This window comes from Streptomyces spororaveus, from assembly GCF_016755875.1.
In the GTDB taxonomy this organism is placed as follows: Bacteria; Actinomycetota; Actinomycetes; order Streptomycetales; family Streptomycetaceae; genus Streptomyces; species Streptomyces spororaveus.
In genome coordinates this window covers 488459-512188 of record NZ_BNED01000005.1, presented here as the reverse complement: position 1 = coordinate 512188, position 23730 = coordinate 488459, and the positions used below count along the sequence as shown (strand labels likewise).

General features: G+C 72.7%; 24 protein-coding genes. 13 read left to right on the top strand and 11 right to left on the bottom strand.

Annotation, left to right across the window (positions count from 1 at the left end; genetic code table 11):
• Window positions 1–134: 134 nt before the first annotated feature.
• Both Sspor_RS05010 and Sspor_RS05005 read right to left on the bottom strand, forming a co-directional pair.
• Window positions 135–1103, bottom strand: a complete 969-nt coding sequence (locus Sspor_RS05010; protein WP_202197953.1) for a GDSL-type esterase/lipase family protein — start codon at window positions 1101–1103, stop codon at window positions 135–137.
• Between the two features lie 370 nt (window positions 1104–1473).
• On the bottom strand, window positions 1474–1821 hold the full coding sequence (locus Sspor_RS05005; protein ID WP_202197952.1) for a S24/S26 family peptidase: 348 nt from the start codon (window positions 1819–1821) through the stop codon (window positions 1474–1476).
• Between the two features lie 149 nt (window positions 1822–1970).
• On the opposite strand from Sspor_RS05005, the gene Sspor_RS05000 reads away from it, so the two are divergent.
• The gene (locus Sspor_RS05000; RefSeq protein WP_202197951.1) at window positions 1971–2477 is read left to right on the top strand and encodes a hypothetical protein; all 507 of its coding nucleotides are present in this window, start codon (window positions 1971–1973) and stop codon (window positions 2475–2477) included.
• A gap of 15 nt (window positions 2478–2492) precedes the next feature.
• On the opposite strand, the gene dacB is transcribed toward Sspor_RS05000, so the two are convergent.
• The 4 genes from dacB to Sspor_RS04980 all read right to left on the bottom strand — a co-directional run bounded on the left by dacB (window position 2493) and on the right by Sspor_RS04980 (window position 7409).
• Window positions 2493–4145: a D-alanyl-D-alanine carboxypeptidase/D-alanyl-D-alanine endopeptidase gene (gene dacB, locus Sspor_RS04995; protein WP_237403670.1), complete on the bottom strand. Its 1653-nt coding sequence runs from the start codon at window positions 4143–4145 to the stop codon at window positions 2493–2495.
• Between the two features lie 86 nt (window positions 4146–4231).
• Entirely contained in the window at window positions 4232–5644 is a 1413-nt protein-coding gene (locus Sspor_RS04990; protein WP_202203484.1) for a carotenoid oxygenase family protein, read from the bottom strand.
• A gap of 167 nt (window positions 5645–5811) precedes the next feature.
• Window positions 5812–6189 (bottom strand): hypothetical protein, encoded by a 378-nt coding sequence (locus tag Sspor_RS04985; protein WP_202197950.1) that lies wholly within the window; start codon window positions 6187–6189, stop codon window positions 5812–5814.
• Window positions 6190–6272: 83 nt separating this feature from the next.
• Complete coding sequence (locus Sspor_RS04980) at window positions 6273–7409, bottom strand: aromatic acid exporter family protein (protein ID WP_202197949.1); 1137 nt, start codon at window positions 7407–7409, stop codon at window positions 6273–6275.
• A gap of 198 nt (window positions 7410–7607) precedes the next feature.
• On the opposite strand from Sspor_RS04980, the gene Sspor_RS04975 reads away from it, so the two are divergent.
• Genes Sspor_RS04975 through Sspor_RS04965 form a run of 3 tightly spaced genes read left to right on the top strand, consistent with a single transcriptional unit; the run spans window position 7608 to window position 8943 of the window.
• A complete protein-coding gene (locus tag Sspor_RS04975; RefSeq protein ID WP_202197948.1) occupies window positions 7608–8225 on the top strand; it encodes a nucleoside/nucleotide kinase family protein in 618 nt (205 codons plus the stop codon).
• A 47-nt stretch (window positions 8226–8272) separates the two neighbouring features.
• Window positions 8273–8617, top strand: coding sequence for a hypothetical protein (locus Sspor_RS04970; RefSeq protein ID WP_202197947.1), 345 nt, complete (start codon window positions 8273–8275; stop codon window positions 8615–8617).
• Window positions 8614–8943, top strand: coding sequence for a hypothetical protein (locus Sspor_RS04965; protein WP_202197946.1), 330 nt, complete (start codon window positions 8614–8616; stop codon window positions 8941–8943). Before Sspor_RS04970 ends, Sspor_RS04965 begins: the two co-directional genes overlap by 4 nt.
• A gap of 43 nt (window positions 8944–8986) precedes the next feature.
• Here the strand turns inward: Sspor_RS04965 and Sspor_RS04960 are convergent, their stop codons facing one another.
• A complete protein-coding gene (locus Sspor_RS04960; RefSeq protein WP_202197945.1) occupies window positions 8987–9592 on the bottom strand; it encodes a GOLPH3/VPS74 family protein in 606 nt (201 codons plus the stop codon).
• Window positions 9593–9937: 345 nt separating this feature from the next.
• Here Sspor_RS04960 and Sspor_RS04955 point away from each other — a divergent pair, with 345 nt between their 5' ends.
• The 3 genes from Sspor_RS04955 (at window position 9938) to Sspor_RS04945 (ending at window position 13568) form a co-directional block, all read left to right on the top strand.
• Window positions 9938–11035: an alpha/beta hydrolase gene (locus tag Sspor_RS04955; protein WP_202197944.1), complete on the top strand. Its 1098-nt coding sequence runs from the start codon at window positions 9938–9940 to the stop codon at window positions 11033–11035.
• A gap of 105 nt (window positions 11036–11140) precedes the next feature.
• On the top strand, window positions 11141–11713 hold the full coding sequence (locus Sspor_RS04950) for a PadR family transcriptional regulator (protein ID WP_202197943.1): 573 nt from the start codon (window positions 11141–11143) through the stop codon (window positions 11711–11713).
• Between the two features lie 118 nt (window positions 11714–11831).
• Window positions 11832–13568, top strand: coding sequence for an acyl-CoA dehydrogenase family protein (locus Sspor_RS04945; RefSeq protein ID WP_202197942.1), 1737 nt, complete (start codon window positions 11832–11834; stop codon window positions 13566–13568).
• 89 nt (window positions 13569–13657) lie between these two features.
• On the opposite strand, the gene Sspor_RS04940 is transcribed toward Sspor_RS04945, so the two are convergent.
• Window positions 13658–14389, bottom strand: coding sequence for an SDR family oxidoreductase (locus Sspor_RS04940; RefSeq protein WP_202197941.1), 732 nt, complete (start codon window positions 14387–14389; stop codon window positions 13658–13660).
• Between the two features lie 135 nt (window positions 14390–14524).
• On the opposite strand from Sspor_RS04940, the gene Sspor_RS04935 reads away from it, so the two are divergent.
• Entirely contained in the window at window positions 14525–15100 is a 576-nt protein-coding gene (locus tag Sspor_RS04935; RefSeq protein WP_202197940.1) for a TetR/AcrR family transcriptional regulator, read from the top strand.
• A gap of 60 nt (window positions 15101–15160) precedes the next feature.
• On the opposite strand, the gene bla is transcribed toward Sspor_RS04935, so the two are convergent.
• Complete coding sequence (gene bla / locus Sspor_RS04930) at window positions 15161–16081, bottom strand: class A beta-lactamase (protein WP_202197939.1); 921 nt, start codon at window positions 16079–16081, stop codon at window positions 15161–15163.
• A 420-nt stretch (window positions 16082–16501) separates the two neighbouring features.
• On the opposite strand from bla, the gene Sspor_RS04925 reads away from it, so the two are divergent.
• From Sspor_RS04925 to Sspor_RS04915, 3 genes are all read left to right on the top strand, one after another.
• The gene (locus tag Sspor_RS04925; protein WP_202197938.1) at window positions 16502–17914 is read left to right on the top strand and encodes a family 2B encapsulin nanocompartment shell protein; all 1413 of its coding nucleotides are present in this window, start codon (window positions 16502–16504) and stop codon (window positions 17912–17914) included.
• A gap of 107 nt (window positions 17915–18021) precedes the next feature.
• On the top strand, window positions 18022–19347 hold the full coding sequence (locus Sspor_RS04920; protein WP_202197937.1) for a family 2 encapsulin nanocompartment cargo protein terpene cyclase: 1326 nt from the start codon (window positions 18022–18024) through the stop codon (window positions 19345–19347).
• 15 nt (window positions 19348–19362) lie between these two features.
• Window positions 19363–20250, top strand: coding sequence for a geranyl diphosphate 2-C-methyltransferase (locus tag Sspor_RS04915; protein ID WP_202197936.1), 888 nt, complete (start codon window positions 19363–19365; stop codon window positions 20248–20250).
• Between the two features lie 108 nt (window positions 20251–20358).
• Here the strand turns inward: Sspor_RS04915 and Sspor_RS04910 are convergent, their stop codons facing one another.
• Entirely contained in the window at window positions 20359–21981 is a 1623-nt protein-coding gene (locus Sspor_RS04910) for an FAD-binding oxidoreductase (protein WP_202197935.1), read from the bottom strand.
• Window positions 21982–22045: 64 nt separating this feature from the next.
• Between Sspor_RS04910 and Sspor_RS04905 the strand changes: the two genes are divergently transcribed.
• Window positions 22046–22687: a TetR/AcrR family transcriptional regulator gene (locus tag Sspor_RS04905; RefSeq protein WP_202197934.1), complete on the top strand. Its 642-nt coding sequence runs from the start codon at window positions 22046–22048 to the stop codon at window positions 22685–22687.
• A gap of 80 nt (window positions 22688–22767) precedes the next feature.
• A complete protein-coding gene (locus tag Sspor_RS04900) occupies window positions 22768–23175 on the top strand; it encodes a DUF3224 domain-containing protein (RefSeq protein WP_202197933.1) in 408 nt (135 codons plus the stop codon).
• 52 nt (window positions 23176–23227) lie between these two features.
• On the opposite strand, the gene Sspor_RS04895 is transcribed toward Sspor_RS04900, so the two are convergent.
• Complete coding sequence (locus tag Sspor_RS04895; RefSeq protein WP_202197932.1) at window positions 23228–23719, bottom strand: MarR family winged helix-turn-helix transcriptional regulator; 492 nt, start codon at window positions 23717–23719, stop codon at window positions 23228–23230.
• Between the last annotated feature and the right edge of the window lie 11 nt (window positions 23720–23730).

Here is a 23730-nt window from a genome sequence, read left to right as displayed (position 1 = left end):
GGGCCGCTGCGGCCGTGTGCAGGTCGGTCCGGCTGCGGTCCAACGTAGGAAGTCCCTGTTGCGCGCAGGTGACGGGCGGTGGCTCCCGGGGGTTACAAGCGGCTTCGCCAAGATCACCACGGGCGGTGAGGTGGTCAGCGCCCGTGCGCGTCGAGGTGCTCGTAGAGCGCCCGGTGCCCTTCGGCGGTGGGGTGCAGGCCGTCGACGAGCAGCTCGGTCCTCTCCCGCAGCGGCTCCCACAGGTCGAGGTAGTCGATGTGGTTCGCCTCGCACCAGGCCCGGAGGAAGGCGCGCAGGGCCAGTGCGCGCGCCCGGGTGAAGCGCAGGCCCTCGTAGTCGCGGGTGCGGTTCTCGTCGAGCCAGGACGGCCCGGCGACGACGAGCCGTGCGTTGTGGTCGAGGGCAGCGGCGGCCAGCGCCTCGAGGCTGCCGGTGAGCCGGTCGATCTGTGCGGTGCCGGCAGTCCCGTCGGCCTCGGTGCCGGCGTCGGCCGCCGCGCCGGTGAGGGGCACGGCGGAGTCGTTGATGCCGGCGGCGACCAGGAGGGTGTCGGGCCGGCGGGCGGCCAGCAGCGGGGGCGTCTGCTCGCCGACGTCGGCGAGGGTGCTGCCGGGGACCGCCAGGTTGAACAGGCGGCGCTCGGCCTCGTTCGCGGCGATGTGGGCGGCCGCCAGGTGGCCCGCCCAGCCGCCCCGCGGGTCGCAGCGTCCGTAGGCGATGCTGTCGCCCACGACGACGATGCGCTCCGCCGGGCGCAGCGGCCTGGCGTCCAGGTAGGCCCAGGCGCTCTCGCCGGAGGACAGGACCACACGTCGGCGGGCGTAGTCGTCGACCTCGTAGGCGTCGGCCGCGGCGAGCCCCTCGTCGGTGAGGTGCAGTACCGAGCCCTCGACCGAGGCGCCGAGCCTGCGCTCCAGGATCAGGTGCACGTCGAGCCCGCTGGCGGCGATCACGGCCGGATCGGTGATCTTCAGGGGCCGGGTGGTGTAGCCCGCCAGCGACGCGGGGGAGGTGGGGACGGCTCCGCCGAAGAGAGCGGTCTGGACCCGCTCGTCCATCAGTGTGCCGAAGGAGAACAGGGTGTGCGTGCGTGATGCGGTCACAGTGCGCCGTCAGGGCCTTTCTTCACGGAGGGTCAGGTTTCACCCTAACGGCCCACCGGCGGTCGGCCGCGGCGCCGGGACGGCGGTCGCGTGCCGCGCCCGGAGCACGGCCGTACGAGAACCTGCCGGCGAGCTCACCGCTGCGCGGCCCGGCCCCGGCCGGACTGGGCCGCATGACAACGCCCCCTGCGGACCCGGGAGTTTCCGTGGCCGCATCCAGGGGACGCGGCCACGCGGCCGCTGCTTCACTGGCTGCCGACGCCCGGGGCCGGGCCCTGGTTCCAGCGGCCCCGGGCCTCTCCGCACCGTGAACGGTCCATGTGTACCGACCGAGGTGGCCAGTGCCGTGCGGGGCGGGCGCGCCGGACCCCTACGTCGCGCGCGTCTTGTCCGCGGCGCCGGCCCGGGGGACACCGTCGACCGCCGTACAGATGCCGTAGACCCGGTCATGGCCGGTCCAGCCGTTCACCCGGCCCCGGTTGTTGCTGATCTGCACCCGCTTGCGGGCCGGCTCCACCGCCGACACCAGGTGCAGGTACACCGTCCCGGCGACGCGGGCGAGGACGATGTCCCCGACCTTCAGCTTCGACGGGTCGACCGGAGCGACCACCACCTGCTGACGACTTCGTATCAACGGGACCATCGAGGAGCCGGTCGGCCGGAACTCCACGGTGGCTCCGCCCGCGACCCTCTCGGCCACCGCGTCCATCGCACCCATCCGAGGATGCTCGCAGACCGGGCCGCCGGACCCCACCGATTTACGCCCGCGCCCGGTACGGCGGCCTCGCGGTGTGTCTGCGGCGGTCCGATTCCGGTGGGCGGTATGGATGGGGGGTGGTGTCGGAGGCGTGAGCGAGGGAGCGGCGCGTGGCGGCCATGGTCGGACTGTTCTGGGTCACTCCGGACGCGGTGTACGTGGGTTCGCCGCCGAACGCCATCGGGATCTGCGTCCGGCTGACCTCCTACGGGCTGGAGGCCGCGGACCCGGACACACCCCTGTCGTGGAGCTGGGCGGAGCTGCGTTCCGCGGTGGTCGAGGACGTGCCCGGACACCACCCGGTGGGCCGTGCCGCGAACCTCCTCGGGGCGATGTTCTCGGCCGCGATCGGAGGGGAGTTCGCCGGCGAGGGGCCGCCCGAGATGAGGCTGCGGCTGGAGACGGACGAAGGGACGCGGGAGGTGACCGTCCACGCGGCGGCGGCCGGAGGCTACCTCACCGAGGAGGTACGGCTCTCCCAGGACCTCCTCGACCGCTTCGTGGCGGGAACGGCAGACCCGCGGGCCGTCGAGGAGTGGGGCCGGGAGCACGCCGCGGAGGGCACCCCCGAGCCGCGCGTACGGGAGACCCTGCTGCGCACCTGGGCGCAGCCGTAGGGCGTGTCCGGCGGATCAGGGTGAGGACGACTCCTGGAGGTAGGCGGCGATCATCGCGAGGTCGTTCGCGATGGTCAGCACCTCGGTGGGGTCGGCGCCCGGCGTCGAGGCACCGTTGACGCCCGCGTAGAAGGTGTCGTAGCGGCCGCCGCCCTTGTCCAGGTAGCCCGCGATGGTGATGGCGCCCACGGCCAGCCGGTCGTTGAGGGCGTCGCCGCCGACGGCCGCGCCGGTCTTGGCGAACACCTTTCCCCGGGCCGGACAGCCGCGGCAGTTCTCGGCCAGCAGACCGTCGACCCCGAGGATCGGCAGCGCCTCCCGGAACAGCCGCGCGTCCGGGGTCCGCTGCCAGTACGCCAGCATCTGCACCAGCACCTGCGGAGTGGCTCGGTCGGCGGGATTGCCGCCCCGGCCGTCCATGAGCTGCGCCTGCTCGCGGTCGACGCCCGCCTGGTCGAGGAAGTCGGCGAGCACCGGGAAGCCGGCCGGGCACTGGTTGCTGTGCGCGGTGCCGGCGAGGAGGCAGATGCCCAGGTTGGCGCCCAGGTTGTGGCTGACCTTGAGGATCAGCTTGGCGTACTGGGCGTAGGGCGGGGAGGTGTACGCGGCCACCCGCGGGCGTCCGTCGTAGTCGCGCGGCAGCCGCCCCGCCGGGTTGGCGCCCGACGGGTCGGCCGTGACGTGCACCCCCGTGCGTTCCAGCGCCTCGATCAGCGCGACGCGTCCGAAGGCGGCCGGGTCACCGATCGGGGAGGTGCGCAGCAGCGGTTCGGAGCCCGCCGCGATCGTTCCGGTCAGCCGGATCCGGGTGCCGCCGTCGGTGGCCGTCACCGTGATCGCGGTCGGTTTCCCGGCAGCCACCGTCTTCACCGCCGAGGTGACCTCGTAGGGCGCGACCTTGGGCCGCCAGTCCAGCCGGGCGTCCGCGCCGGGCCGGTTCCCGGGGGTGGTCATGAGGTCGATCAGGTTGTCGTTGATGATCAGCGGCGTCGGGGTGGGGACGAGCTCCGGGTCGGGGAGGAACAGCCGGCTGTCGACGATCACGTCCCCGTCGACGCGGGTGATGCCGGAGTCGCGCACCTGCCGGGCGAGCTGGTCGATCCCGGCGAGCGGGTTCTCCGGGGTGAGGGTCGCGCCGGGGAAGTCGTTGGCGTAGGTGTGGTCGAGGTCGGTGTACGCGACCGTGCCGTCGGGGCGGGTCCTGCCGCCCATGGTGAGGTCGCCCTGGGCCACGAGGTCCAGGTCGCCGGTCAGGGTGGCCCCGTCGCGCTCGCCGACCGCGTAGAGCGGGGTCACGAAGCGGTGGTCGGCGCCGAGGGTGTGCCACGGGCCCGAGACGCTGATCAGTTTGGCCGTGGACCCCGGGATGAAGAACTGCTCGGGGAAGAGGCTGTGCACCACGCGGCCGTCGTCCGGGTCGGTCTGCAGCAGGCCCCACTGGGCGTTGCGGTAGTCGGGCTTGCGCATGATCGCCGTGATGCGCGGATCGAGGCCGCCGAGGCCCGTGTCACCGGACGGGGGCGGCGTGGACGCGGTCGGGGTCGGGCTCGGGCTCGGCGTCGGGTCCGCGCCGGTCGCGGTCCCCGAGGCGAGGGCCACGAACAGCAGGGCGGCACAGGCCGCGGCCGTACCGCGCCGTAGAGGTGCGGGGTGGATCGCTCTGCTCACAGCGCGCTCCGTTCGTCGCGGCTGTCTCCTCCCGAGGCCAGGAAACAGCGTGGCACGGCCGGGCCGCGCGGGCACGCCGGACGGGTTCACTCCTCGGTGGGCAGCCAGCAGCCGTGCAGGCCGAGCGGCACGCGTACGGGGATACGGGCGCGGGCCACCGGGCCGGAGGCGGGGTCCTCCGCGGGCACGACCAGGAACCAGCTCGTGCCGTCGGTGCGGTCCGTGGCGAAGGTCAGCCAGTGGCCGCCCTCCTCGGAGCCGGGGTCGGGGGCGAAGACCGGCTCGCCGACGGAGAGGTTCCCCGCCGCCCAGACCTGGGAGGTGCCGCTCTCGCCGTCGTACCAGCGCACGGCGTCGTACTCGCCGGGCAGCAGCTCCGTCCGCCCGGTACCGGTGGCCAGCGCGGTGTACCGGTGGCGCCGGCCGATGCGCCGGTCGTCGACCCGTGGGAACTCCACCCGGGAGTCGTCCAGCAGGGTGCGGGCCATGCTGCCGGCGACCGGGTCGAGGCGTGCCCGTACCAGGCCACCGCCGGCCGGTTCGGCGTCCTCCTCCGGGGCGCCGACGGTCAGCCTGCTCCACTGCACGTAGTCGAGGACCACCGGGGCGTACGGGCCCGGGCCGTCGTCGTACGCGTTCACGGTGTGCCACGCCCAGAAGGCCTCGTCGGCCGCCCAGCGCACCGGTCCGCCGTCGCGGGGGATCATCGCCACCCGGGTGCCGCGCTCAGGGCGCCAGGCCAGGAAGGAGCCGCCCGCCATGGCGGCGTCGAGGTCGAAGAAGGCCGGGGCGAGGATGAGGACGGCATAGCGGTCCGTCAGGGCCATGTCGTGGATCATGATCGGCTCGTCCACCCCGTCGACGGGGGTGGGCCCGCGGCCGACCGTGCCGTCGCGGTCGATGACGGACCAGGTCAGGTAGGGCGGCTCCAGGCCGTAGCAGAAGACGACCATCTCGCCGGTGACCGGGTCGACCTTGGGGTGGGCGGTGATGCCGGCGGGCAGGGCCCCGCCGAAGTCCTCGCGGCCCAGCGTCGCGAGGTCGGCGTCGACCCGGAAGGGGCAGGCCGATTCGGCGAGGGCCAGCAGGCGGCCGGCGTGCCGGACGACGTTGATGTCGGGGAGGTCCTTGAAGGTGCCGGCGAGCTCCGGACCCACCTGGTCGGCGTCCGGGACGACCATCGATGCGAGCCCGCCCCACAGGGCCCGCCCGGCTCGTTCCTCGGCCAGCAGCGCGGGGGTGCGTACGAAACGGTTGCGGTAGCGGGCCCGGCCACCGGAGACCCGGACGCCGTGCAGCATGCCGTCGCCGTCGATGGGGTACAGGTACGAGCCGATCGGCGTGAACCGCGGATTGGGGCCGTTGCGCACGTACAGGCCGTCCAGGGTGTCCGGGAGCTCGCCCGTCACCTCCAGGTCCGCGACGTCGACCTCCTCGGACACGGGCGCGAAGGATCCCAGCAGGTGGGGGACGCGGGTGGGGTCGAAGCGGGGCGACACGTACGTGTTCACGGGACCTCCCGGGTGCGGGTCCTCCGCGGGCGCGCTTTCTGTACGGCACCTCCCAGTGAAACGCGCGCCGGGTGCGGCGGCCAGGCGGACCCGGGCGAGCGCCGGCGGCCTCTGGGGCTTGGGGCCTCTGGGGGCCTCTGGCGGCCGGGGCGGCCTCAGGTGGACGTGAAGAGTGCCTCGTGCACGCCGTCGAGGACGAACCCGTTGTCGAAGCGGACGCGGACCGTCACGCGGGCCTTCTGCTCCTGGAAGGCGATCCACGCGGGTTCCAGCGCGCGGACCTTCTCCTGGAGCTGCCCCCTGCTGCCCTCGGGCATCTGATGGCCGAACGAGTCGAGGAGCGACTTCAGGCGCTCGTACTCGCGGACGTCCTCACCGCTGCGCGGCTGGTGCTCGTCCACCCGTTCGACCGTGCCCTCGGTGCCCGCCGCCAGCGCCAGGAAGCCCGCGACGGCCTCCCCCTCCGCCGCGACCGAACCGGTCAGCGTCACGTCCGCGGCCAGCCTCACCCGGAGGCCTTCGTTCAACGTCATCGATCCTTCATCTCCCCGGTCGGTGCACGAGCCTATCGGTGGCCCGCTCGCCGGGCCCGGCCGGCACCGCTCGGTGACGGACGTCAGGGGCGGGTCGACAGGTGGTCGGCGACGGCCTCGTGGGTCAGGTGGAGACCCGCCCGCAGGACGGCGTCGTGCCGGGTGGGGTGGGCCGCACGGTGGGCGAGGTCCAGGCCGCGGGCCCGTTCGAGGTCCGCGGCGCAGTCCTCGCCGCGCAGGGCGGCGTCGAGCGCGCGGGCGGTGGCGCGCACCAGCGGGGCGAGGTCGCGCAGGGCGGGATCGGGAGGCGGCGCACCGGGGCCGGGCGGCGGTGTGCCGGGACCGGGCGGCCCGCCCCGGCCGGTGTCGCCGGTGGTCCCGGTGGTCCCGGTGGCACGGGCGCGCTCCCGGAGCTCCTGGGCGAAGTACTGGAGGGTGAGGGCACTGCGGGCGGCGAGCCGCAGCCGCGCCCCGAGCCCGTCGGGCGGGCGGCTCGGGGCGCGCACGTACGGCCGGGGGAGCCGCGCGCGCCGGGCGGCCCGGTCGTAGGCGGCGAGGCCGTCCTGCGGCAGCGTCCACGGCACTGCCCCCTCCGGGAGCTCCGGGGCGGTGGGCGGTCCGCCGCCGGTGAGCCGGGCGGCCACCGAGCCGAGGAGGCCGCCGACCTCGCTCCGGTACGCGTCCAGCCCGGCGGCGGCCGACCGGTAGGGGGCCGGCGGCCACAGCAGGGGTCCCAGCAGGACGACGCAGGCGATGCCGACCACGCTCTCCACCAGGCGGGCCAGGGCGTAGCCGGGGACGGCGGTCGCGTAGATCACCAGTGCGGTGATCAGGACCTGCTGGTTGGGGGCGCCGTCCCGGTACATCAGGTACATGCCGGCGCAGCCGCAGGCCAGTACCGCGAGGAAGGAGACCGAGGCCGCCGCCGACGCCGACGTCACGGAGGAGGCCGAGGGCGGCGGCAGCCAGTGCAGCACGAACGTGCTCAGCGCCACGCCCACGACGACACCGACGAGCCGGTCCCACCCCAGGCGCGGGGCGGCGTACACGTCCTCACGGAGGATCAGCACGGCGGGAAGGGCGGCGGGCACCGGGACCGTGCTCGTGCCCCACCAGAGGCAGAGGAACCAGGGCACGGCGGCGCATACGGCCAGGCGGGTGGCGGTACGCAGCCGTGCGCGGGGCGGCGGGTTGTGCAGAACGGCGACCGTACCGGGCATAACGGACATCGTAGGCCTGTCCGGCCGGTCCGCGGCGACACCCTCGACGGGACGGCCGCCCCCACCCGTGATTCCGGCGCGTGTCACGCGACCCGTACCGGAACGGCGGCGCCCGCCCGGTGAGTTCGGAGGTCCTGTCGAGCACATCCACGCGTACCTCACGCACGTCGGGCCGTACCCCTCGGGCAGGATGTGCGGATGCGTACGACGGAACTGGCAGTGAGGGCGGGGGCGCTGGCCACCCCGGGCGAGCGGCGTGTCCTGGGCATCGCCGGGCCCCCGGGGGCCGGAAAGTCGACACTGGCCGCCCGGCTCGCGGACGCCCTCGGGCCGGACCGGGCCGTGGTGGTCCCGATGGACGGGTTCCACCTCGCCCGGGCCGAACTGGACCGGCTGGGCCGCGCCGACCGCAAGGGCGCCCCGGACACCTTCGACGCCGCCGGTTACGTCGCCCTGCTGCGCCGGCTGCGCGCACCGCACGGGCCCACGGTCTACGCGCCCGCCTTCGACCGTTCCCTGGAGGAGCCGATCGCGGGCAGCATCGCCGTACCTCCGGACGTACCGCTCGTGATCACCGAGGGGAACTACCTGCTGCACGACGCGGGGGAGTGGGCTCCGGTACGCCCGCTGCTGGATGAGGCCTGGTACCTCGCCCCGGCCGAGGACCTGCGCCGTGACCGGCTGATCGACCGTCATGTGCGGCACGGCAAGGACCCCGCGTCCGCGCGTGCGTGGGTGGCCCGCTCGGACGAAGCCAACGCCCGCCTCGTCGCCCGGGGCCGCCACCGCGCGGACCTCGTCCTCGACACCGGCTGACCGGACCGTCCGTCCCGCCTGTCAGTGGTGAGCGTCATCATGGGGGCATGACCAACCCGAACCTGTCCGACGGCAGTGTCTGGCGGCTCCACCACGGCGACCGGGAGATAGCCCGGCTGAGCGTGGTCGGCGCCGACATGCCCTGGACTCACGCCGAGGTGGTGACACTTCCCGGCTTCGAGGAGTTCCGCGCCCTCTTCGCCGAGCAGGAGCGGGCCGTCGACGAGGAGGACTGGGAGCGGGCCGACGACTGTTACACCCGGATCCGCGGTGCGCTCACCATGACGTTCCCCGACGGCAGCCCGGTCGCCGAGTTCATGCTGCACATCCACGCGGAAGGCACCGCAGGCTGGCGCTGGCACGACGAGCCGTTCGACGCGGTGGACGAGTGACGCGCAGGCTCCGCTGCTTCTGGGACGAGGAAGCCGTCTGGTTCTACTTCGAGCTGGACGCCGACGGCTACGTGCTCCGGCAGGTGGAGCTGCACGAGCCCGACGGCAAGGCTCTGGCCGCCGCCTCACTGGCCGAATGGCAGGAAGCCCAGGACGCGGGCCGGGCGGGAGAGTACGAGAGCGTCTACGGTCTGACCACGTACGTACCGATCTCCGAGTGGGAGGGGCACGACCCGCAGCCGGTGTCGGCCGATGAGTTCGCGACCGTCTGGTCGACGGCCCGTCGGCAGCTTCAGGCGCGCGGCGTGGGCCCGCGACGGCCTTGACGTGGGCCCGGCGGGCGCTGCGCCCGCCGGGTGCCGGCCGCGCTCAGGGGACGCGCCAGACGTTGGCGAACGCCGCGTTCTCGATCGATCGCCGCTGGCGTACGGCCTCCAGTTCCATCACCGCGTCGCCGACGACGGCCAGTACGGTCGTCACCGCTTCGTCGTCCAGGCCCGGCTCGTCCTCGGATCGCGGGCCGCGGATGCCCACGGTCGCGGCGAGGGAGGCGAGGACGGGCTCGTCGTCCTCCCAGCGGGTCCGGGCCCGACGGAGGGCTGGCGTATCGGCCACCTCCAGGCGATCGGTGCCGAAGGGCAGCAGGCCGCGGCGTCCGCGCGTCAGCTGACCGGCCTCCTCCAGGGTGGCCTGGTAGGAGGCCGAGAGCTCACGGCCGCGGCGCCACAGCCAGTCCTCGACCCGCTCGTACGGTGTCTGGCGGGTGAGCGCCGACGAGGCCTCGGCCAGCAGCTCGTCGTCGAGCGCGGGCTGCCCGCCCGGCACGATGCGGTCGCCGTCCAGGACGGCGGCCTGCGCGTCGAGGAGATCGATCAGCTCGGCGCCCGCGAGGGCGAGCGACAGATCACCCTGGCCCACCGAATGATCCGGCTGCGGGTCCATGGCGATGATGAACAGGTCTTTCGCCGTGCTCATGAACGGCTCCCCTCGGAGTCATCGGAAGTCGGATCCCGCTGATCGCCTTCCTATGGTGGCACCAACGCCCGCAGGTGACCCCGGGTTCCCGTGCATCGCCCGGACGGACGCTTCGGATCGGCTACTCCTCCAGCAGGGCCTGGCCCGCATAGCGGCCCGGCGGGGCGCCTGCGGGGGCGGTGCCGGCTTTCGACCTCGCCCGCGATCCGTACCTCACCAAGGGGACCTGTGGCTCTGCGAGGGAACGCGAGGCCCCGTCCGTCCCTCTTGCCTGGTGCGCTACCCGCTGGTAGCGCTCCGGGCCCGAGCGTCCGGATCGGGACGGCGCAGAGAGTTCACTGATTCATGGGTCTGACGAGTGGCACGCTCATGGCGAGCGTCGCGGTGTGTACGGCACTGCTGTTCGCCCTCACGGTATGGCTGTGGCCCCGGCTGGGGCGGCGGGGCGCCCGGCGGGTGCTGGGGCGCGTCGGGCTGCTCGTGCTCGTGCAGTTGATGGTGCTCGCGACGGTCGGGGCCGCGGCCAACCGCACCTTCCTCCTCTACGACTCCTGGGCCGACCTCGCCGGTACGAAGCGCCAGGCCCCGGCGGCGCCGGGCGGCGCCGCCCTGGAGGTCCTGGGCCGGCAGGCCCCGGAGGTGCCCGGCGGCCGGAACCCGCGCGTGGGCGGCGTGATCGAGAAGGTGACGATCCACGGCGAGCGGTCCCGGGCCGCCGCCGAGGCGTACGTGTACCTGCCGCCGGAGTACTTCGACAAGAGCGACGAGCAGCGCAGGTTCCCGGCCGCCGTCGTCCTCACCGGCTACCCGGGCATGGCCGAGAACCTCATCAAGAAGCTGCACTACCCGAGGCTGGCCTGGAGCCTGGCGAAGCAGAAGCGCATGCAGCCGATGATCCTGGTGATGATGCGGCCCACCATCGCCGCGCCCAACACCCAGTGCGTCGACGTCCCCGGGGGCCCGCAGAGCGAGGCCTTCTTCGGCGCGGACGTCGTCAAGGCGGTCTCCGGCGCGTACCGGGTGGGCGCCGGGCCGCGGAGCTGGGGGATCATCGGCGATTCCACCGGGGGCTACTGCGCCCTGAAGATGGCGGTGCAGCACCCGGAGGCGTACGCGGTCGGCGTGGGCCTGTCGGCGGAATACCGGCCCGAGATCGACAAGGACTCCGGCGATCTGTTCAAGGGGAACAAGGACGAGGAGAAGCGGTCCGACCTGCTGTGGCACCTGGACCACCAGCCGCAGGGGAACTCCTCGTTCCTGGTGACCTCTTCGTTGCGGGGCGAGCCCAACTACGGGGAGACCCAGGAGTTCATCCGCAAGGTGAAGGCGCCCGCGCACGTCTCGTCGATCATCCTCGACAGCGGCGGCCACAGCTTCAACACCTGGCTCCGGGAGATCCCGCCGGCGCTCGTCTGGACAGGAGCGCGGCTCGGCGCCGAGTGAGCGGGGGGAGTCCGGGGCAGGGTCCAGGGCAGGGTCCGGGTGAGCCGCGTCTCACCTGACCGCTGCCGCTTGTCTATGCAACGAGTTGCATAGAAAGATCGGGGCATGGCGCTCGACCACGCGATCCTCGTCTCCCTGCTGGAGAAGCCGGGCTCCGGCTATGAGCTGGCCCGCCGGTTCGACCGGTCCATCGGCTACTTCTGGACCGCCACCCACCAGCAGATCTACCGCGTGCTGGGGCGTATGGAGGGCAACGGGCTGCTGGCCGTCCGCGAGGTCCCGCAACAGGGCCGACCGGACAAGAAGGAGTACTCCGTGGCCGGCCCCGGCCGTGCCGCCCTCGCCGCGTGGCTGCACGAGCCGATCGAACCGGAGAGCCTCCGCCACGACCTCGCCGTCAAGATCCGCGGCGCGGCCTTCGACGACCCGGCCGCGCTGATCCACGAGGTCGAACGGCACCTGCGGGCCCACAGCGACCGGCTGACCCGTTACCTCGCCGGTGAACTGCGCGACTTCACCGGGCCGGACGCCCCCGCACCGCTCGACGCCGGTCAGGAGCTCCAGCACGTCGTGCTGCGCGGCGGCATCGCGTTCGAGCGGATGACGATCGCCTGGCTCGACGACGTCCTCGCCACCCTCCACCGGCTCGACGGGCCCCCGCCGACCTCCACGGCCTGAACCTCGTCGTGCCGCGGCGCGGCAGCCGGACCGCCCACGGTCCCGCGCCGCACCGCCCCCCCCACGCATGCGCCCGGCCTCCCCTCCCCTCCTCCAACCCCTCGGAAGGTGAACCTCCATGGCAGACGCCCTGCTCTTCAACCCGCACACCTACGACCCGGCGCACTTCGACCCCGAGACCCGCAGGCTGCTGCGCGCCACCGTCGACTGGTTCGAGAGCCGCGGCAAGCGCCGCCTGATCGAGGACTACCGCTCCCGCGCCTGGCTCGCGGACTTCCTCGCCTTCTCCGCGAAGGAAGGCCTCTTCGCGACCTTCCTGACCCCGGCCGCCGCGGCCCTCGACGGGGAGAACGACAAGCGCTGGGACACCGCGCGGATCGCGGCCCTGAACGAGATCTTCGGCTTCTACGGCCTCGACTACTGGTACGCCTGGCAGGTCACCATCCTCGGCCTCGGCCCGGTCTGGCAGAGCGACAACGCCGAAGCCCGCACCCGCGCCGCGCAGCTCCTCACCGAGGGCGAGGTCTTCGCCTTCGGCCTGTCCGAGAAGACCCACGGCGCCGACATCTACTCCACCGACATGCTGCTGCGGCCGTACGTCGACGAAGCCGGTGCGGCCGGCTTCCGCGCGAGCGGCTCCAAGTACTACATCGGCAACGGCAACGCCGCCGGCCTCGTCTCCGTCTTCGGCCGCCGCACCGACATCGAGGGCCCCGACGGTTACGTCTTCTTCGCCGCCGACAGCCGCCACCCGGCGTACCACCTGGTGAAGAACGTCGTCGACTCCTCCAAGTACGTCAGCGAGTTCCGCCTCGACGACTACCCGGTCCGCGCCGAGGACGTCCTGCACACCGGCCGGGCCGCCTTCGACGCCGCCCTGAACACCGTCAACGTCGGCAAGTTCAACCTCTGCACCGCCTCCATCGGCATCTGCGAGCACGCGATGTACGAGGCCGTCACCCACGCCCACAACCGGGTCCTCTACGGCCGCCCCGTCACCGCCTTCCCGCACGTGCGCCGGGAGCTGGCCGACGCGTACGTCCGCCTGGTCGGCATGAAGCTCTTCAGCGACCGCGCCGTCGACTACTTCCGCTCCGCCGGCCCGGACGACCGCCGCTACCTGCTCTTCAACCCGATGACGAAGATGAAGGTGACCACGGAGGGCGAGAAGGTCATCGACCTGATGTGGGACGTCATCGCCGCCAAGGGCTTCGAGAAGGACAACTACTTCGCGCAGGCGGCCATCGAGATCCGCGGACTGCCCAAGCTGGAGGGCACGGTCCACGTCAACCTCGCCCTGATCCTCAAGTTCATGCGCAACCACCTGCTGAACCCGGCCGAGTACCCGGCCGTACCGACCCGTCTCGACGCGGCCGACGACGCCTTCCTCTTCCAGCAGGGCCCGGCCCGGGGCCTCGGTTCCGTGCAGTTCCACGACTGGCGGACCGCCTACGACGCGTACGCCGGCGTGGCGAACGTGGCCCGGTTCCGCGAACAGGCCGACGCCCTCTGCGCGTTCGTGGCCACCGTCGCCCCCGACGAGGAGCAGAGCCGGGACCTCGACTTCCTCCTCTCCGTGGGCCAGCTGTTCGCGCTGGTCGTGTACGGACAGCTGATCCTGGAGCAGGCCCGTCTGACGGACCTGGACGCGTCCGTGCTCGACGAGCTGTTCTCCGTCCTCGTGCGCGACTTCTCCGGGCACGCGGTCGAGCTGTACGGGAAGGACTCCGCGACGGCGGCCCAGCAGGAGTGGGCGCTGGGTGCGGTCCGGCGCCCGGTCGTCGACGAGGAGCGTGCGGCGCGCGTCTGGGCGCGGGTCGAGGCGCTGTCCGACACGTACGAGATGGCCCCGTAGGGACGCGGTCCCGGGGGACCGGACCGGACCGGACCGGCCTGGCCTGGCCTGACCGGGCCCGGCCGCGCCGGCCGGTGCCGGTCCCCCTCTCAGGCCTGCGCGGTGGGCCGTACGACGATGTCGCCCACGTCGACACCGTCCGGCTGCTCGACGGCGAAGGCGATGGCGCGTGCCACCGCGTCCGGCGACAGCGCGGTCTCCATCATCCGGTCGATCCGGGCCCGGGCCTGCGGGTCCATGCGCTCCGTGAAGTCCGTACGGACGGCCCCGGGCGACACGACGGTCACGCGCAGGCTGTCCCCGGCCTCCTGGCGCAGGCCCTCGGAGATCGTGCGCACGGCGTTCTTCGTACCCGCGTACACCGACTGGAGCGGCACGACGCGCAGGCCCGCGGTGGACACGATGTTGACGAAGTGTCCGGAGCCCTGCTCGCGGAAGACGGGGAGCGCTGCGGCGATCCCGTAGAGGAAGCCCTTGAGGTTGACGTCGATCATCTCCTCCCAGTCCTCGACGCGCAGGTCGTCGAGCGGGGAGATGAGCCCGACCCCGGCATTGCCGACGAGGACGTCGAGTCTGCCGTAGCGCTCTCGCGCGAGGTCGACGAGGCCGCACACGTCCGCGCGCCGTGTGACGTCCGTACGGATCCAGGCGGCTCGGCCGCCGGCCCGCTCGATCCGGGAGGCCAGGGCCTCCAGCCGTTCCGTGCGGCGTGCGCCGAGGACCACCTTGGCGCCCCGCTCGGCGAGCAGGAGGGCGGTGGCCTCGCCGATACCGCTGCCGGCGCCGGTGACGGCCACGACCTTGCCTTCGATTCCCGGCATGGCGGAAATCCCTTCGGGAGAGGAACGGGGACAGGCCGAGGGCATGCCCTAAGGTGAAAGTGGAGGCGCCGCCACTTCAGTCACCGTAAGTGGAGGCGCCTCCACTTAGCAAGTGGGGAGCAGGGAGAGCCGCTGATGGCCGCAGACGCAGGACGCCCGCTGAGGGCCGACGCGCAGCGCAACCGGGACAAGATCCTGGCCGCCGCCGTGCGCGTGTTCACCGAGCAGGGGCTGGAGGCGCACTTCGAGCGCATCGCCAGGGAAGCGGGTGTGGGCACCGGCACCCTCTACCGCAACTTCCCCACCCGGGAAGCCCTGATCGAGGCGGCCTACCGGAACGAGGTCGCCCGGCTGTGCGACTCCGTCCCCGCCCTCCTGGGGGCCATGCCGCCGTACGAGGCCCTGCGCGCCTGGACGCGGCGCTTCATCGACTACGCCACCGCCAAGATGGGCATGGCCGACGCGATGCGGGCGGTCCTCGCGGCGGGGAGCGATCCCTACGCCGACAGCCGCAGGATGATCCAGGACGCCCTCACCTCCCTCATGGAGGCCTGTACGGCCGCGGGTGCGATCCGCTCCGACATCAGCTCGACCGACATGTTCGCCGCCCTCGCCGGTATCGCCCTGACCTCGGCCGGCCCCGAGCAGCGGGCCCAGGCGGAGCGCCTCCTCGACCTCAACCTGGACGGACTGCGCCTGCGCCGGGAGTGACCGGGGGCCCGCGCCGACCGGGCGCCGGCGGGCCCTGGCCCCTGGAGCCCCGGCCCGCCGTCAGGCGAGAGCGTCCGCCAGCAGCTTCGCCGTTCTGGCGATCAGCGTGTTGTCCCGCGGCGCCGTCGGTTCCGGCATGGTCGAGAGGATGGCCAGGATCACCGGCGGACGTCCGGGGGGCCAGCCGATGCCGACGTTGTTGTTGGTCCCGTACGAACCGGCGCCCGTCTTGTCCGCGACGGCCCAGTCCTTCGGCAGCCCGGCCCGCAGACGGTCCCCGCTGGTGGTGTTCGACAGCAGCCACCGGTTCAGCCGCTCCCGGTCCCCGGGGTCCAGTGCGTCGCCGAGCGCGAGCCGGGCGTACGTCCGCCCGATCGCGCGGGGGCTGGTCGTGTCCGTCACCCGCGACGGCTCGGCCGAGTTCAGGTCCGGCTCCCACCGGTCGAGACGGGTCGTACGGTCCCCCAGCGAGCGGCAGAAGCGGGTGATCGCGGTGGGGCCGCCGAGCTCGCGCAGCAGCAGGTTGCCCGCCGCGTTGTCGCTCTGGGCGATGGCGGCCGAGCAGAGCTCCGCCACGGTCAGGCCGCCCGCGATGTTCTCGGGCCGCCCGGTGACCGACCCGCCGCCCGCGTCCGTGACGTCCTGGAGCGTGTAGTGAACGCGCTTGGCGAGACGGGTGCCGTCGTGGTCGAGGTCGCGCAGCACGGCCCCCGCCGCGAGGGTCTTGAACAGCGAGCACATGGGGAAGGCCTCGTCGGCCCGGTGGACCACGGTCCGGCCGGTGGCGGTGTCGCGCGCGTACACCCCCAGCCGCGCCCCGTACTCGCGCTCCAGCGCGCGAAGCCCCGCCACGGCGCCCTTCTCGCCGTACCCGGGCGAAGCGGCGCGGGCCACACCCACGGGCAGTGCGGCGGCCAGCGCCACCCCCGCCCCGGCGGCCAGCAGTGCGCGTCGGGACGTCGATGTGTCCGGGGTCGTCACGTCAGGTTCTCCTCTTCCTGGCCGGTCGTGTTTCCCCGAAGACGTCAAACGTGATCAATTCGGTTCCCCTCGCATCGGCACCCCCGAGGGTGCACTGGTGGTACACCCCACTCAGGCCCCCGGGGCCCGGCGCGCCCTATCAGGTGAAGGCGGCCGCCGTACGAGGTGACCACCGCGCCGCTTTTCGGCCGCGTTCGTGGGTAAGGCCGAATATCGTTCATAACCCCGGCAAACCACCTGAAGTGCAAGATCACCGCTTCGAGGTAATGCCAACGGTTTTCAGGCTCAAGTGGGTGTACCCGCCGTTACTGTTCCCCCGGATCTGTACGGATTCCCGGATATTCGCCCCCCTTTTTCCTCGTTCCCCGGTGACGCGCGCGTCCGCGCCGGTCGCCACCCTTGCGAAGGAGAGCTCGCCCGATGACCGTTGACACCAGCCCGGAAGCGCAGCTGGAGCCGCCGCGGCAGTCCAGCCTGAGCACGGCGGCTGCCCGCAACCTTGCCAGCACGACCAAGTCCGCCCCGCAGATGCAGGAGATCACCTCCCGCTGGCTGCTGCGGATGCTCCCCTGGGTGGAGACCAAGGGCGGTACCTACCGGGTCAACCGCCGGCTGACGTACACCGTGGGCGACGGCACGATCGAGTTCGTCCAGGACGGCGCGAACGTCCGGGTGATCCCGCGCGAGCTCGGTGAACTCGCCCTGCTGCGCGGCTTCGACGACGACGAGGTCCTGACCGCGATCGCCGGCCGGTGCGTCCAGCGCGACTTCCGGGCCGGTGAGGTGATCGTCGAGCGCGGTGCCCCCGCCGACCAGATCCACCTGATCGCCCACGGCCGGATCAGCCAGACCTCCGTCGGCAAGTACGGCGACGACGTCGCCGTCGCCGTACTCGCCGACGGCGACCGGTTCGGCGAGAACGCCCTGCTGGACGCCGACGCCACCTGGGACTACACGGCCACCGCCGAGACCCCCGGCATCCTGCTCACCCTCTCCCGCGGCGACTTCGCCTCCGTGCTCTCCGCGGCACCGCAACTCCAGGACCACATCAACCGGTTCAGCTCGCTCCCGCAGCAGCGCCAGAACCGGCACGGTGAGGCCGAGATCGCGATGTCCGCCGGCCACACCGGTGAGGCGGACCTGCCCGGCGCGTTCGTCGACTACGAACTCAAGCCCCGCGAGTACGAACTCTCCATCGCGCAGACCGTCCTGCGGATCCACACCAGGGTCGCCGACCTCTACAACGGGCCGCACAACCAGACCGAGGAACAGCTCAGGCTCACCATCGAGGCGCTGCGCGAGCGCCAGGAGCACGAGCTCATCAACAACCGGGACTTCGGTCTGCTCCACAACGCCGCCTTCAAGCAGCGGATCCAGACCCACTCCGGCCCGCCGACCCCGGACGACCTCGACGAGCTGCTCTGCCGCCGCCGCGGCTCCAAGTTCTTCCTCGCCCACCCCCGGACGATCGCCGCGATCGGGCGCGAGTTCAACTCCCGCGGGCTCTACCCGGACCACGTCGACGTCGGCGGGCAGCAGGTCCCGGCCTGGCGCGGGGTCCCGATCCTGCCCTGCAACAAGATCCCGATCAGCAAGGAGAACACCAGCTCGGTGCTCGTCATGCGAACGGGCGAGGACAACCAGGGCGTCATCGGTCTGCGTCAGACCGGCCTGCCGGAGGAGTACGAGCCGGGTCTGTCCGTCCGCTTCATGGGGATCAGCGAGCAGGCGATCATCTCCTACCTGGTCACCACCTACTTCTCCGCCGCCATCCTGGTGCCCGACGCGCTCGGAGTGCTGGAGAACGTGCAGATCGCCCGCAGGCGGGACTAAGAGGACCTGCCCGACGGCCGTGACAGCCGGGGGACCCGCCCCTGTCCTGGCCCGCCGAGCACGCCCGGGATCCGGGACAACCCACTTACCTCTCCAAGGAGTTACGGATGCCCGATCCTGGGCCTTCCCCTCTGCAGTCGAGTCTGCCCGCAGCCGTGGTGTCCTTCGGGGCCCACATTCTCGCCAACGCCCTCGCCGCCGGGCCCGTCGAGCCCGCTTTGCCGTCCCCGCCCGCGCCGTCCGGCCTGCCGGCAGGACCACCCGTACTGACACCCGTGTCCGCACCCGCACCCGTACCCGACGCGGGTGCGGGTGCGGCCGCGGCGCCGCAGCCGGGTGCCGCCCTCGAACGGATCCTGCGCGGCCCCAGCGGTCTGGGCACGGCGAGCCTGCACTGGGCCCGGAGTGAGGAGCCGACGGCGGCCGCGGCGCCCGGCGCACCCGCCCCGGTCGCGGGCCGTCCGATCCCGGGCCTCTACCACCACCCGGTCCCGGAGCCCGATCCGGTGCGGGTGGAGGAGCTCAGCCGCCGGATCAAGGCCTGGGCGCTGGACGAGGTGTCGCTCTACCCGGAGGACTGGGAGGACCAGTTCGACGGCTTCTCCGTCGGGCGCTACATGGTCGCCTGCCATCCGGACGCCCCCAGCATCGACCACCTGATGCTCGCCACCCGGCTGATGGTCGCCGAGAACGCGGTCGACGACTGCTACTGCGAGGACCACGGCGGCTCGCCCGTGGGCCTCGGCGGACGCCTGCTGCTGGCGCACACCGCTCTGGACCCCCTCCACACGACGAAGGAGTACGCGCCGGACTGGGAGGCGTCGCTCCTGTCGGACGCACCCCGGCGCGCCTACCGCTCCGCCATGGAGTACTTCCTCCAGGCGAGCACCCCCTCGCAGGCCGACCGGTTCCGGCACGACATGGCCCGGCTGCACATGGGCTATCTCGCCGAGGGGGCCTGGGCACAGACGGAGTACGTCCCCGAGGTGTGGGAGTACCTGGCGATGCGCCAGTTCAACAACTTCCGCCCCTGCCCCACCATCACCGACGCCGTCGGCGGCTACGAACTGCCCGCGGACCTCCACGCGCAGCCCGCCATGCAACGGGTGATCGCGCTGGCCGGAAACGCCACCACCATCGTCAACGACCTGTACTCCTACACCAAGGAACTGGCCGCTCCCGGACGGCACATGAACCTGCCGGTGGTGATCGCCGAACGTGAGGGCTGCTCCGACCAGGAGGCGTATCTGAAGGCCGTCGAGGTCCACAACGACCTCATGCGCGACTTCGAGGCCGCGGCCGCCGACCTGGCCGCCACCTGCCCCGTCCCGAGCGTTCAGCGCTTCCTGCGCGGGGTCGCCGTATGGGTCGACGGCAACCACTACTGGCACCAGACCAACACCTATCGCTATAGCCTGCCCGATTTCTGGTAAAGATGGGAATTGTTCATGACTAGCACCGATCTCACCGCCGCCGCCGGTACCTCCTCCGTGTTCATCCCCGCCCCGGTGACTCCCTATCAGGGGGACATCGCCCGTTACTGGGACCGCGAGGCCAGGCCCGTGAACCTGCGTCTCGGCGACGTCGACGGCCTTTACCACCACCACTACGGCATCGGTGACATCGACCACGCCGCCCTCGGCGACACCGAGGACAGCGCATACGAGAAGAAGCTGATCGCCGAGCTCCACCGCCTGGAGTCGGCCCAGGCCGAGCTCCTCCTTCATCACCTCGGCCCCATCGGACGCGAGGACACCCTCGTCGACGCGGGCTGCGGCCGCGGTGGTTCGATGGTCATGGCCCACCAGCGCTTCGGATGCAAGGTCGAGGGCGTCACCCTGTCGGCCAAGCAGGCCGACTTCGCCAACCGGCGCGCCCAGGAACTCGGTATCGAGGACCATGTCCGGGCCCGGGTCTGCAACATGCTCGGCACGCCGTTCGAGACCGGGCAGGCCGCGGGCTCGTGGAACAACGAGTCCAGCATGTACGTCGACCTGCACGACCTCTTCGCGGAGCACTCGCGCGTCCTCAAGGTCGGCGGCCGGTACGTGACCATCACCGGCTGCTGGAACCCGCGTTACGGCCAGCCGTCGAAGTGGGTGTCCCAGATCAACGCGCACTTCGAGTGCAACATCCACTCGCGCCGGGAGTACCTGCGCGCGATGGCCGACAACCGTCTCGTGCCGCAGGCCGTCATCGACCTCACGCCCGACACCCTGCCGTACTGGGAGCTGCGTGCCACGTCCTCCCTGGTCACCGGCATCGAAGAGGCGTTCATCGAGTCCTACAAGGACGGCTCCTTCCAGTACGTCCTGATCGCGGCCGACCGCGTCTGACGGCGTCCGGCGGAGCGCCGAACGCCGACCGAAGGGGCCGGGGCCGTCGTCCGACGGACCCGGCCCCTTCGGGGTGCCCCCGGGCACCGGCGTACGCGCGGGTCCCGGTCAGTCCACGAGTACCCCGGGGTTGAGGATGCCCCGGGGGTCGAGTGCCCCCTTCGCGGCCCGCAGGGCGAGGGCGAAGGGATCGGGGCGCTGGCGGTCGTAGCCCGGGCGGTGGTCCCGGCCGACGGCGTGGTGGTGCGTGATGGTGGCCCGGTGACGGTGCAGGACCTCGCTCGCGACGGCCTTGAGGTCGTCCCAGACGGCGACCTCGTCGCCCGGCCGGCCCGCCGCCAGCACGGTGAAGTAGGGCGCCGCGCCGTCCGGATACACGTGCGTCAGACGGCAGTTGACGGTCGCCGGAAAACCGGTGGCCTTGGCCGCGGCCTCGCCCACCTCCCTGCGCACCTCCTCGATCAGGCCGGGGACGCGGTCCCAGGTGGCCGCCGTCTCGAAGGTCTCCGCGATCGCGCCCATCCTGGCCAGGCCGTCGCGGAGGTAGGGCATCCGCAGGAACGCCGAGCGCCAGGCGCTCACGGCCGCGTCGCCGTGCGGGCTCTCCTGGGCACCGCCGCCCCCGGCCGTCCCGTCGTCCCGTCCGCCGTGCGAACGGGCCAGGGCGACGGCCCGTTCGAGCCGGCCGGCCACCGGTTCGTCCGCCGACTCGAACCCCAGGACCAGTACGGAGGCGCCGTCGTGCGCCGCGCCCGACAGCGCGGCCTCACCGGAGTCCAGCAGACGGCAGTTGGCGGGGGAGAGGTCGGACTGCGCCAGGGCGCGCACCGCGCGGAGGGCGTCCTGGAAGTCCGGGAAAGCGACCGCGGCGGACGCCTTGTGGCGGGGGCGCTCCTGCAGACGGACCCATGCCTCGGTGATGACGCCGAGGGCCCCTTCGGAGCCCAGGAACAGCCGGTCGGGGGAGGGGCCGGCCCCCGAGGCGGGAAGCCGCCAGGAGCTGCTGGTGCCGGCCGGGGTCACGACGCGCAGGGACTGCACGAAGTCGTCGATGTGCGTGCGGCCGGTGGCGTAGTGGCCGCCGGCCCGGGTGGCGAGCCAGCCGCCCAGCGTGGAGAACTCGAAGCTCTGCGGGAAGTGCCGCAGGGTGAGTCCGTGGGGCCGCAGCTGGTCCTCCAGGCTCGGCCCGAGCGTGCCCGCCTGGATGCGCGCCGCGCGGCCCTCGGTGTCGACCTCCAGTACGCGGTCCATGGCGGTCAGGTCCAGGGACATGACGGCCCGGTGGGCATCGCCGCGGTACTCGACGCCCCCGGAGACCGAGGAGCCCCCGCCGAAGGGGACGACGGCGACCTGCCGCTCGCCGGCCCAGTCCAGCAGATCGGCCACGCCCCGGTCGTCCGTGGGGCGGGCCACCAGGTCGGGGACGCGGCCGGGGCGTCCGCGCAGGGCGCGCACCACGTCACGGTAGGCCTTGCCCATGGCGTGCGCGGCCCGGTCCCCGGGATCGGTGCTGACCAGGTGGGCGAGGCTCCCCGGGGGTTCGGCGGCGGGGGCGGCGATCGCCAGGTCGCGGACGCGGGGAACCGGGAGCGGACGGTCGAGGGTGCCGGGGAGCAGGGCGCCCATCGCCGCGCACTCGGCGTCGTCGGGATGCGCGTCCGTCCAGCCCCAGCCCCACCAGGAGCGGGTGCGGGAGGTCGGAGGAGTCGGCTGCGGGGTGGTGCCGGCCATGGCGGCGCTCCAGGGGTCGAGGTAATTTACCTAGCGGTAAATTACCTACTGATAATATCGGCTCATGGCAACCCCTTCCTCGCATGCGTCGAAAGCCGGAACCAAGGGAGTCCCGCGGGAGCACCGCCGCCGGCAGATGCTGGAAGCGGCCACGGAGGAGTTCGGCGCGCACGGCTACGCGGCCGCGTCGCTCCCCGCGATCGCCGCCCGCGTGGGTGTCACCAAGACGCTGCTGCACCAGTACTTCGGTACCAAGGAAGACCTGTACGTGGCCTGTCTGGTCCCGGTCGGGGACCGGCTGCTGGGCACCATCCGCGCGGCGATGGGCGAGGGTGGGGCCGCTCCGCACACGCCGCTGCGCGTGCTCCACGGCATCTTCACCGCCCTGGAGGGCCGGCGGGAGGCGTGGTTCGTGCTGTACGACACCAGCCTGCCGTCCGGAGGCGAGGCCGCGCGCCGGGCCTCGGAGTACTGGGCGGCCATCGACCGGCTCGCCGCGGGCGGCACCGCGGAACTGCTGCGCGAGGCCGGATCCACCGACCCGCTGGACGCCGACGCGCTCAAGTACGTCTGGCGGGACCTGGTCGCCACCCTCGTCCGCTGGTGGGTCAAGCACCCGGAGCAGACTCCGGAGGCCATGACACGGCGCTGCGCCCGCCTCTTCGCGGCCGCCGCCACCCTCACCCCGGACGGGCACCCCGACTGACAGCGCCGCCGGCGCCGCGCGTGGCGCCGCGCCGTCCCGGCCGGCGGCGCGTTGTCGGTGCCCACCGCTACGGTCGGTCCATGAGAGCTACTGGAACGTTCAGCGTCGAAGCGTTCGTCCCGACCGGGCTGAAGCCGGAGCCTGCCGTCACCACCGGGCTCCCCGTCGGTGTCGCGACCATGGAGAAGTCGTTCGAGGGCGAGGTGGCCGGCCGCTCCGCGACCCTGTTCACCGCCGCGTTCGACCAGGAGACCGGCGTCGGCACCTATGTCGCCATGGAGTCCTTCGAGGGCTCACTGAACGGCCGGGACGGGTCCTTCAACTTCGTGCACTCGGCGACCACGTCCGGCAGTGACCGCACGGCGGAGTTCTTCACCATCGTGCCCTCCAGCGGCACCGGCGCACTGGCGGGAATCGCGGGTGCCGGGGGCATGGCGGTCGATGCGGACGGCACCCACCGGATCTGGTTCGACTACCGGCTCGGCTGAGTGTGCCGCGGGGCAGAGTCGCGGCTTCGACCGGCCCTTCCCGGACGGGGGACTACCTGGCGCGCTCCTGATCGGCCCGCGCCGCCTCCGCGGCCTTCGCCGCCTTGAGCTTGCGCCACACGGTGCCCAGCGCCTCCAGGTCCCGCTCGTCCAGGAGCTCGGTGAAGACCGGGGCCAGGGCTTCGCGCCGGGTGGCGTCCGCCTCGGCGAACACCGTACGGCCCGCCTCGGTGAGGGAGACCTCCACCGACCGCGCGTCGCGCGCCGAGGGCGTGCGGGTCACCAGACCCCGGGTCTGCAGGGCGTCCACGACGCGGGAGACCTGGCTGCGGCTGAGCAGGGTGCTGTTGCCGAGTACGGACGCGGGCACCGGCTCGGGGCTGGAGGCCAGCCACAGCATGACCTCGAACCAGGACACGGGGAGGTCATGGGCCTTGACCAGGGCCCGGTCGACGCGATCGGTCATGACCGTCCCGGCCCACACCAGCCCGTAGAAGGCGTAGTCGGCCGCCGGCATCTCGGCTTCGGTGAGCTTCTTCGGCATGTCGGCAGTCT

Coding starts and splice junctions, on each gene's coding strand:
- Sspor_RS05005 (WP_202197952.1), bottom strand. CDS start 1,821: ATGGGTGCGATGGACGCGGTGGCCGAGAGGGTCGCGGGCGGAGCCACC.
- Sspor_RS04985 (WP_202197950.1), bottom strand. CDS start 6,189: ATGACGTTGAACGAAGGCCTCCGGGTGAGGCTGGCCGCGGACGTGACG.
- Sspor_RS04980 (WP_202197949.1), bottom strand. CDS start 7,409: ATGCCCGGTACGGTCGCCGTTCTGCACAACCCGCCGCCCCGCGCACGG.
- Sspor_RS04975 (WP_202197948.1), top strand. CDS start 7,608: ATGCGTACGACGGAACTGGCAGTGAGGGCGGGGGCGCTGGCCACCCCG.
- Sspor_RS04970 (WP_202197947.1), top strand. CDS start 8,273: ATGACCAACCCGAACCTGTCCGACGGCAGTGTCTGGCGGCTCCACCAC.
- Sspor_RS04960 (WP_202197945.1), bottom strand. CDS start 9,592: ATGAGCACGGCGAAAGACCTGTTCATCATCGCCATGGACCCGCAGCCG.
- Sspor_RS04955 (WP_202197944.1), top strand. CDS start 9,938: ATGGGTCTGACGAGTGGCACGCTCATGGCGAGCGTCGCGGTGTGTACG.
- Sspor_RS04950 (WP_202197943.1), top strand. CDS start 11,141: ATGGCGCTCGACCACGCGATCCTCGTCTCCCTGCTGGAGAAGCCGGGC.
- Sspor_RS04945 (WP_202197942.1), top strand. CDS start 11,832: ATGGCAGACGCCCTGCTCTTCAACCCGCACACCTACGACCCGGCGCAC.
- Sspor_RS04940 (WP_202197941.1), bottom strand. CDS start 14,389: ATGCCGGGAATCGAAGGCAAGGTCGTGGCCGTCACCGGCGCCGGCAGC.
- Sspor_RS04935 (WP_202197940.1), top strand. CDS start 14,525: ATGGCCGCAGACGCAGGACGCCCGCTGAGGGCCGACGCGCAGCGCAAC.
- Sspor_RS04925 (WP_202197938.1), top strand. CDS start 16,502: ATGACCGTTGACACCAGCCCGGAAGCGCAGCTGGAGCCGCCGCGGCAG.
- Sspor_RS04920 (WP_202197937.1), top strand. CDS start 18,022: ATGCCCGATCCTGGGCCTTCCCCTCTGCAGTCGAGTCTGCCCGCAGCC.
- Sspor_RS04915 (WP_202197936.1), top strand. CDS start 19,363: ATGACTAGCACCGATCTCACCGCCGCCGCCGGTACCTCCTCCGTGTTC.
- Sspor_RS04910 (WP_202197935.1), bottom strand. CDS start 21,981: ATGGCCGGCACCACCCCGCAGCCGACTCCTCCGACCTCCCGCACCCGC.
- Sspor_RS04905 (WP_202197934.1), top strand. CDS start 22,046: ATGGCAACCCCTTCCTCGCATGCGTCGAAAGCCGGAACCAAGGGAGTC.
- Sspor_RS04900 (WP_202197933.1), top strand. CDS start 22,768: ATGAGAGCTACTGGAACGTTCAGCGTCGAAGCGTTCGTCCCGACCGGG.
- Sspor_RS04895 (WP_202197932.1), bottom strand. CDS start 23,719: ATGCCGAAGAAGCTCACCGAAGCCGAGATGCCGGCGGCCGACTACGCC.